This window comes from Acinetobacter sp. B-6 (assembly GCF_056930735.1).
Genome location: NZ_JBXPBY010000044.1, coordinates 1 through 942 on the forward strand (window position 1 = coordinate 1; position 942 = coordinate 942).

General features: G+C 34.2%; 2 pseudogenes. Both read right to left on the minus strand.

Annotation, left to right across the window (positions count from 1 at the left end):
- Positions 1-499 (minus strand): annotated as a pseudogene (locus tag AC1Z3T_RS21125) (type VI immunity family protein); the annotation flags it as partial.
- Between the two features lie 13 nt (positions 500-512).
- Positions 513-942 (minus strand): annotated as a pseudogene (locus tag AC1Z3T_RS21130) (hypothetical protein); the annotation flags it as partial.

A 942-nucleotide genomic window follows, 5' to 3' on the forward strand; every position in this document is an offset into this window, starting at 1 on the left:
CAATCGATTTAAAAAATTCAATACACTTTAATCGTCGATCACTGTTATTGGCAAAATCAAAAGGAAAAATAAAATTTATCCATGAGTACCACTCACCATTTGAATAATCTGGGCGGAACTTACTGTTGACACCAAACTTAGGAGCAATACTCATTTTCGATTGATCTGAAAAATAATAAATAACTGAATCTTTTTCTTTTTTTAAATCTTCTAATAAATTTTCAGGAAAACCCTCTTTACGAAATTTACGTTCGCGTTGGTTTTTTACAGAGGCTTCTCGCTGAAATTCAACACCCGTCAATGCAATATAATCTTGTATTTTTTTTACAAAGTATTCTTTTATTTCTAATTGATCACCGTCATAAAACCAAAAAGACATCATTAGATTTAAGCGCACTGGTTCCGTTTTGGATTCAACGTCCACATAAGGCAAAGTATAATTTTGTGTCTGTTCAATCTGATCTAACCAAGCTTTTGCTTGTTGAAATAACTCACCCATCATCTTTTCCTTATTATTTCCAAAGATTTTCTGCATTGCTGACCACTATGTCCCACACTTCACGCATTTTATTGGTTGTTTTAGTCTTTTTACCCTGTGGGGTGCTGCTTGGCTTTTGCGTATTTTGCGGTACTGTCTTTGCCTTACAACCACAGTCACTATCTTTAGGATTTGCCGATACCCGAATCATCGCTAATTTTGAGCTACTACTTAAAAATAATAAATATTTATCCATTTGTTTTTTGTCAGGTGGATCTTTACTGTCTAAAAATTTAATTTCCACCCAATGTAAAATATTATCAAGAGTTGGTGCTTTCATCATATTTTTTACTATAAGAATATCCGCCCCTATTCGATGATCTCCCCCTGGGGTTTCCATAAACTTATGTCGAGGCGGATTTGTTCCAGCAACCATCAACGGTTGTTTGGTTTTTTTGTCATAT